Here is a 7031-nt window from a genome sequence, read left to right on the forward strand (position 1 = left end):
CGGGCTCATCGACGCCCTCCGGATCGGGTGGAAAGCTGGGCGCCCAGCACGTTGAAGACGATCACCGTCACGACGATGAACGTGCCGGCCACGAAGGTCTGCTGGAACTCCCCGTTGAGGAGTTCCGACCTGCCGTCGGAGACCATGACACCCCATTCCGAGGCCGGCGGCTGGATGCCCAGGCCGAGGAACGACACGGCCGCGAAGTCCGCCAGAGCGGCTCCCAGGCCGTAGGTGGCCTGGGCGACCACGATCGGCAGGACGTTCGGCGCCAGATGGCGGACGCAGATCCGCCAGGACGACATTCCGGCCAGCTGGAGGCTCTCGACGTAGGCACGCTGGCGCTCGCGGATGGCGACACTGCGCACGACCCGGGCCATGTACGGCATGTACACGATACCCAGAGCGATGACGGGCGCCCAGAACCCGGCGCCGAACACGGCCGAGGCCAGGACGGCCACCAGGATGCCCGGCACCGAGAACATGACATTGAGGCAGCGGTTCACCATCCGGTCGACCCAGCCGCCGTGCCACGCGCTGAAGATCGCCAGCCCGGTGCCGAGCACCGAGCTGATCACCACGATCAGAGCGGGAGCCGTCAGGCTCAGCCGGGCGCCGGTCAGCGCACGCGACAGAATGTCCCGCCCGAGCGAGTCCGTGCCGAACCAGTGCGCGCCGCTCGGTCCCTGGCTCGCCGACAGGACGTCGGTCGCGTCCGCGTCGTGCGGCGCGATCCACGGGCCGATCACGGCGAGCACCGCGATCAGTCCGGCCAGGACGGCTGACGCCACCAGTGCCGGCTGACCGAGCGAGCCGAGTTTGCGGCGCGAGGCCTGGACCGTCTCCTCCCAGGTCATCGTCATGCGGCCTTTGCCCTCTCACGCGGGTCCAGGGCTACCTGGACCAGGTCGATCACCGTCGTCGCGACGACGAACGCGACCACGATGATCATGCTCACGGCGGTGACGACGGGGTAGTCCTTGCTGGTGATGCTCCGGATCAGCAGAGCGCCGATGCCGTCCACGGCGAAGATCTGCTCCACGACGACCGTTCCCGCGACGAGCCCGGCGACGGAGAGCCCCGACGCGGTCAGGACGGGCAGGGCGGCATTGCGCAGGGTGTGGTGGCGCAGGATCACCCGGGACGGGACACCGCGCCCGTGGGCCGTGGTGACGTACTCCTTCTCGGCCTCCTCCGCGACGGCCGCCGACGTGAGCTGGGTGACGTAGGCGCCGTAGCCGATGGAGAGGGCGATCGAGGGCAGGGTCAGGTGCCAGATGCTGTCGCCCAGCCCGTCTCCGCTGCCGAAGGTGGGGAACCATCCCAGCTTCACCGCAAAGATGCCGACGAGGACGTTCGCGGCGACGAAGCCCGGCACCGCGATCCCCAGGCCCACCAGCGTCGCGACGACACCGCGGCCGCGCTCGCTCACGCCGCCGAGGACGCCGAGCGAGATACCGATGGTGACGATGAGTACGGATGCCAGGACGACCAGGAGGAACGTCGTCAGCAGCCGGGGTTCGATGAGGCTGGAGACGTCCTGGCGGGTGGTGAGCGAGGTGCCCAGGTCGCCCCGGAGCGCTCCGGTCAGCCAGTGCCAGTAGCGCTCCAGCAGCGGGTCGTCCAGACCGAGCTTCGCACGCATGTTCGCGCGTGCCTGGTCGGTGGCCTTGGCGCCCAGGATCTGCGCGACCGGGTCTCCCGGTGCGGTGGTCAGGCCGGCGAAGATCACGAACGATGCGACGAGGACGGTGGCAACGGCACCGGAGACCGTTGCGGCGATCCGTCGCGGCAGATTACTTCGCAGCACCAAGGTAGCCCATCTGCGGCATCGACCAGTAGGCGAAGGAAGTGATCGCTCCGGTCAGGCGGTTGTTGAGGAAGGTGGCGGTGTTGTTCGACACGAGGCTGATGGTGGCGTTCTCGGTCTCGTAGATCGCCTGCGCCTTGAGGATCATCTCCGCCTGCTCCTTCGGGTCGAACGAGGACCGGGCGTCGTTGAGGAGCTCGGTCACCTTCGGGTTGTCGTAGTGGGTGTAGTTGTAGGCCTGGTCCGGCAGCAGGTCGAAGCCCAGCGGTTCCAGGGGCTCCTGGCGGGAGTTGAAGTTGGAGCTGTACATGAGGTCGATGCCCTTGCGCTTGCTGGCGTCGTAGCTTGCCTGGTCGTAGACGAGCGCCTGCATGGACTGGATCTTTATCGTGACCCCGATGGCCTTGGCTTCCTGCTGCACCAACTGGGCCACGCGCGAGGCGGTCTGGTCACCTGCCATGATCGCCAGAACCAGGGTGCTTCCGTCGTAGTCCGACTTCTTCACCAGCTTCTTGGCCGCTTCCGGGTCGTACGACCGCGCCTTGGTCCACTTGTCATAGGCGGGCTGGTAAAGTTTTTTCTCGGCATTGGGCCAGGTGGCCGGGGTGAGTTCGGTGTAGTTCGGGGTCGCGGCGCCGCTGAAGACGACCTTGGCGAGGGCCTCGCGGTCGATGGCCAGCTGCAGTGCCTCACGGAGGTTCGCGTCCGCCAGCTGCGTGCCCGGGTTGGCGACGGAGAGGGCCGTGCTCTGTGTCGAGGGACCGAACACCACCCGACCGGACGTCGACTTGCTGAGCTTGGCGATCGTCGAAGGCGGCAGTTCGTAGGAGCCGTCCATCTCGCCGGCGTTGAGCGCCTGCGCCAGGGCGGTGTCATCGGAGATGAACGAGAAGTCGACCCGCTTCACCTGCGGCTTCAGGGCGGTGTTCCAGTACGCGTCGTTACGCTCGATGGTGATGCCGCTCCCGGAGCGCCAGGAACCGAACTTGTAGGGCCCCGTACACATGAGGCCGCCGGTGGGTGTCCCGACCTTGTCGCCGGCCTTCTCGGCCCAGTCCTTCTCGATGACGACCCCGGCCAGCGACGACAGGCTGCTCACGAAGTTGGCGTCGGGCCGGGAGAAGGTCACGGTGACCTCCATGGAGCCGGTGACCTTGATGGCCTTGACGAAAATGAACCCGAAGCTGACCACGGAGTCCTCGGCCGCCGAACGCTTCAGGCTGTACGCGACGTCTTCAGCGGTGAGCGCCTTGCCGTCCCAGAACTTCACTCCGTCCCGGATGGTGAGCTTCAGCTCTGTCGGGGACACCTGCTTGTACGAAGAGGCGAGGTTGTCTGTCACGTTGAACTTCTCGTCCGTCTTGAGCAGGCCCTCGCACATGTTGCGCACGATCTGCCCGTTGCCGTAGTTCACGGCGTTGCGGGGATCCAGCGTGTCGGGCTCGCCGTTGACGTTCCACTTGACGGTGTTGACGGAGCCTTTGCCCGCCGGCAGCTTCGAGACCAGCTTCGTGGCGTCGACCTGCGCATCCTTGCCGCCGTTACCACTGCATGAGACCAGCATTGTGCCGGCGAGTGCGGTGGCGACCATTGTCAGCCACCGCGATGGGCGGACCCGCTTCATGCCATCTCCTTCGTGCACGACGTGCGCTGCACCGGCTGATGTGACCCACGTCTCGTACGTGTAACGCGGAAGATATAACAAGCCCAATACGACGGCAATGGTCACGACGTGTTTCAATCCGGTTAAGGCGGGCGGGCCGAACCAGTGCCGCCGGTCCAGCCCGCCGACGTGCCGGTCCCCGGACCGTCCGGCCGGAGATGGCGCGATCTAGAGCACGGGGTGGCGCTTGTGCCAGTCCGTCGCCCGCTCGTAGCGGGCGGCCACTGAGATGAGATCGGCATCCCCCCACAAGGGGCCGATGAACTGCAGCCCGATCGGCAGGCCCGCCGGGGTGAATCCGCCCGGAACGCTGATCGCCGGCAGCCCGGCATGGCTCGGCGGCTCCGTCGTCATGTGGCAGAGGTGACCGAGGGCCTCGACGTGGTGGCCGTCGACGACCGCCGACGGACCGTGTGTGCTGCTGTGTGGAAAGGCCGGCACCGCCGTGGTCGGCGTCACCATGACGTCCGCGCCGGCCATCGCCGCTCGGAAGGCGTTGTAGATCGTGGTCTTGCCCGCGTGGTTGGCGTCATTCACCTGACGGGCCGTCACCTCGGTTGCACGACGCGCGAGTTGCTTGACGACGGGCCACAGCTCCACGCCCTTGCCCTCCAGCTCCTCGGCGTACTGCTGGTAGGAGTGGCCGTTGATGTGGGCGAAGTACTCCTCGGTGTCGGGGAGGTCTATCTCCACCTCCTCGACCACGGCGCCCGCCGCGCGCATGTCGTCCAGTGCGGCGCCGAACAGGCGGCGCACGTCGGGGTCCAGAATGTTCTGCCCCAGGTGATAGCAGGCGGCGACGCGGACCCCGCTGAGGTCGCCGGCCGCCCTGGCCGCCTCGATGTAGTTGCGCGTGTCCTTCTGCACGGAGAAGCGGTCGCGCGGGTCGTGCCCGTTGGTCGCCTCCAGGGCGATGGCCGCGTCGAGGACGGTGCGGGCGATCGGCCCGTCCGTGGAGTCGCCGTCGTCGCAGTCGATGTACGGGACCCGTCCGATGGACGGCTTGATGCCCACCGCGCCGCAGAGCGAGGACGGCACCCGGATCGAACCGCCGCCGTCGGAGCCCCATGCGATCGGCCCGACGCCCGCGACCACCGCGGCAGCGGCGCCCGCCGAGGAGCCGCCCGCGTCGTAGCCGGGGCGCCACGGGGTGCTGGTCGCACCGGTCAGCTTGCTCTGCGCCACGCCCAGGAGGCCGAACTCCGGCGTGGTGGTCTTCCCCAGGAGGATCGCGCCGTGGGCCTTGAGCCGCGCCCAGCCGATGTTGTCGAAGTCGGGGACGTACTCGGCGAACGCCGTGCATCCGTACGTGGTGCGCACGCCGGCGGTCTCGGCCAGGTCCTTGACCGTCACCGGTATGCCGTAGAGCAGGGGCAGGTCGTCGCCGGAGGCGAACCGCCGCTCCGCCGCCTTGGCGTCGACGCGCGCCTGTTCGGCCGTCTTGGTGACCATGATGTTCAGGACCGGCTGGACGTGCTCCATCCGGTCGATGACGGCCTCTACCACCTCGACGGGCGACACCTCGCGACTCCGGTAGAGCTCGCCCAGTTCGGCGGCGCTCTTCCAGATCAGTTCATCAGACATGCGATCTCCTGGGTGAGTTGCGACGCATCGAGTATGTGTTGCTTGCGTTATGTAACGCAAGCAATAAGTCATGTACTCTGCAGCGCACCCTCACCGTGTTCTGGAGGTACACCATGTCCGCCACCGACCCCGTCGGCCCCGTCGCGCGGCTGCGGAACGACGAGGCCACTGCCGATGCGGCGCCCGTCACCTGGCCCGAGGACTTGCCCGGGACCTGGGAGGGCTGCCCGCGGAAGCCGCTGTTGCAGATCCTGAGCCGTGGTATCGACCGGTTCGGCGAGCAGCAGGTGCTGCTGTTCGACGACGGGGCCGCCTTCACCGCCAACCAGCTCCGTGAGCACGCCGAGCGTCTGGCGGGCCATCTGTCGACGCTGCTCAGGCCGGGCGACCGAGTCGCGATCGCGCTGGGCAACCGAGCCGAGTACGTCATCGCCTTCCTTGCCGTGCTGGCCAACCGCGGTGTCGTCGTATCCGTCTCGCCCGAGATCGGACCCCACGACGCCCGGTACGCCGTCGAGGATGCCGGTTGTGTGCTGGCTGTCACCGAGGACAGCTCCGACGCTGTCATGCGCGGACTGATCGGTGCCGTCGCATCGCTGCGGACCGTTATCAAGGCCCGGGACCCGGAGCCGTCCGGCTTCGACCACCTGCTCACCGGGGTCGCACCGCTGCGCCTGGCCGACGTCGAGGCTTCCCTCGACGACATGGTCGACATCGGCTACACCTCGGGGACCACGGGCCTGCCCAAGGCCCTGGGCGGCCGCCACGTCGAGACACTCCGCTACATGGACGTGCACCTGCGGCGCCGCAGAGCCGCCGCGGAACCGATGCGCATGCTGATGCCGCTCCAGCTCCACTACGGAGATCCGCTGACGTACTTGTTCGCGGCCATGTGCTCCGGCGACTCCCTCGTCCTGATGCGGAAGTTCAGCGCCTCCCGCTTCTGGGACGTCGCCCGCGCGTCCGGCGCCACAGAGATCCTGACCATCGGCTCCGTGCCGAACCTGCTGCTCGGGCGGCCCGAAGGCCCGGCCGACCGCGACCACAGGATCCGGCACGCCACGGCGCTCGCCATCCCGCGTGACCGCCACGCCGAGCTGGAGCGCCGCTTCGGCTTTCCGTGGAGCGAGACCTACGGCTCCTCCGAGTCCGGCCCCGCCATCAGCATGCCCGCGCACGTCGCCGCGGAGTTCGTCGGTACCGGGGCGCTGGGCATACCGCTCCCCGACGTGCTGGCGCGGCTCGTCGACCTGGAGGGTCAGGTGGTCGTGGGCCCGGGGACGGGTGAGCTGGAACTGTCCGGAGAGATCGTGTTCGAGGGCTACCTCGGCAATCCGGAGGCGACGGCCGAGGTCCTCCACGACGGCTGGCTCCGGACGGGTGACCTCATGCGCCGCGACGCCCGAGGGGTCTTCTATTTCGAGGGGCGCCGCAAGGAACTCATCCGCCGCAGCGGCATCAACATCGCTCCGGCCGAGGTCGAGGGGGTCCTCCGCAGACACCCCGCCGTGCTGGACGCCGCCGTGGTCCCCGTCGAGGACCAGGTCATGGGCGAGGAGATCAAGGCGTATGTCGAACTGGTCCCCGGTGCGGAGTTCGACCCCGCCGACCTCGTCGCGTTCTGCGCGGAGCGACTGACGCGCCAGAAGGTGCCCCGTTACGTCGAGCACCGCGCCGAGCCGTTCCCGCGGACCCCGACGCAGCGCATTCCGAAGAAGGAACTCATGGTGGACGGCCGGCACACGACCGACACCGCCTGGGACCGCTTCAGTCAGGGAACCCAAGCCCGGTGACGGCCCCATGTCCCGGTGCGAGGAGCGATTCGGCTCCTCGCACCGAGGCACCTGTGACCTGGACGTGCGGTGCTCGGAGGGTTCGGTTCATGACTGTGGCGGGGGGGGGCCCCCCGGGGGGGGGGGGCGCCCGGGGGGCCCCCCCCCCCGGGGGGGCCCGGGCGCGGCGGGCGGGCGGGGC

The 7031-nt window shown here is 68.6% G+C and carries 5 protein-coding genes; 1 reads left to right on the top strand and 4 read right to left on the bottom strand.

Going from position 1 to position 7031, the window contains the following annotated elements:
- Nucleotides 1-5: 5 nt before the first annotated feature.
- From ACFYWQ_RS19610 to ACFYWQ_RS19625, 4 genes are all read right to left on the bottom strand, one after another.
- Entirely contained in the window at nucleotides 6-863 is an 858-nt protein-coding gene (locus ACFYWQ_RS19610; RefSeq protein ID WP_389518075.1) for an ABC transporter permease, read from the bottom strand.
- The gene (locus ACFYWQ_RS19615; protein ID WP_389518076.1) at nucleotides 860-1810 is read right to left on the bottom strand and encodes an ABC transporter permease; all 951 of its coding nucleotides are present in this window, start codon (nucleotides 1808-1810) and stop codon (nucleotides 860-862) included. Before ACFYWQ_RS19615 ends, ACFYWQ_RS19610 begins: the two co-directional genes overlap by 4 nt.
- Nucleotides 1797-3374: an ABC transporter substrate-binding protein gene (locus ACFYWQ_RS19620; protein ID WP_389518077.1), complete on the bottom strand. Its 1578-nt coding sequence runs from the start codon at nucleotides 3372-3374 to the stop codon at nucleotides 1797-1799. Before ACFYWQ_RS19620 ends, ACFYWQ_RS19615 begins: the two co-directional genes overlap by 14 nt.
- A gap of 267 nt (nucleotides 3375-3641) precedes the next feature.
- Nucleotides 3642-5057 carry an amidase gene (locus tag ACFYWQ_RS19625; protein WP_389518078.1) on the bottom strand — a complete coding sequence of 472 codons (1416 nt, stop codon included), beginning with the start codon at nucleotides 5055-5057 and terminating at the stop codon, nucleotides 3642-3644.
- 113 nt (nucleotides 5058-5170) lie between these two features.
- On the opposite strand from ACFYWQ_RS19625, the gene ACFYWQ_RS19630 reads away from it, so the two are divergent.
- Nucleotides 5171-6850, top strand: coding sequence for a class I adenylate-forming enzyme family protein (locus tag ACFYWQ_RS19630; protein ID WP_389518079.1), 1680 nt, complete (start codon nucleotides 5171-5173; stop codon nucleotides 6848-6850).
- Nucleotides 6851-7031 lie beyond the last annotated feature (181 nt).

Source organism: Streptomyces sp. NPDC003247 (assembly GCF_042888135.1).
Taxonomy (GTDB): Bacteria; Actinomycetota; Actinomycetes; order Streptomycetales; family Streptomycetaceae; genus Streptomyces.

Excerpts from the sequence above, each read along its gene's own strand:
- ACFYWQ_RS19625 (WP_389518078.1), bottom strand. The coding sequence starts at position 5,057 with ATGTCTGATGAACTGATCTGGAAGAGCGCCGCCGAACTGGGCGAGCTC.
- ACFYWQ_RS19620 (WP_389518077.1), bottom strand. The coding sequence starts at position 3,374 with ATGCTGGTCTCATGCAGTGGTAACGGCGGCAAGGATGCGCAGGTCGAC.
- ACFYWQ_RS19610 (WP_389518075.1), bottom strand. The coding sequence starts at position 863 with ATGACGATGACCTGGGAGGAGACGGTCCAGGCCTCGCGCCGCAAACTC.
- ACFYWQ_RS19630 (WP_389518079.1), top strand. The coding sequence starts at position 5,171 with ATGTCCGCCACCGACCCCGTCGGCCCCGTCGCGCGGCTGCGGAACGAC.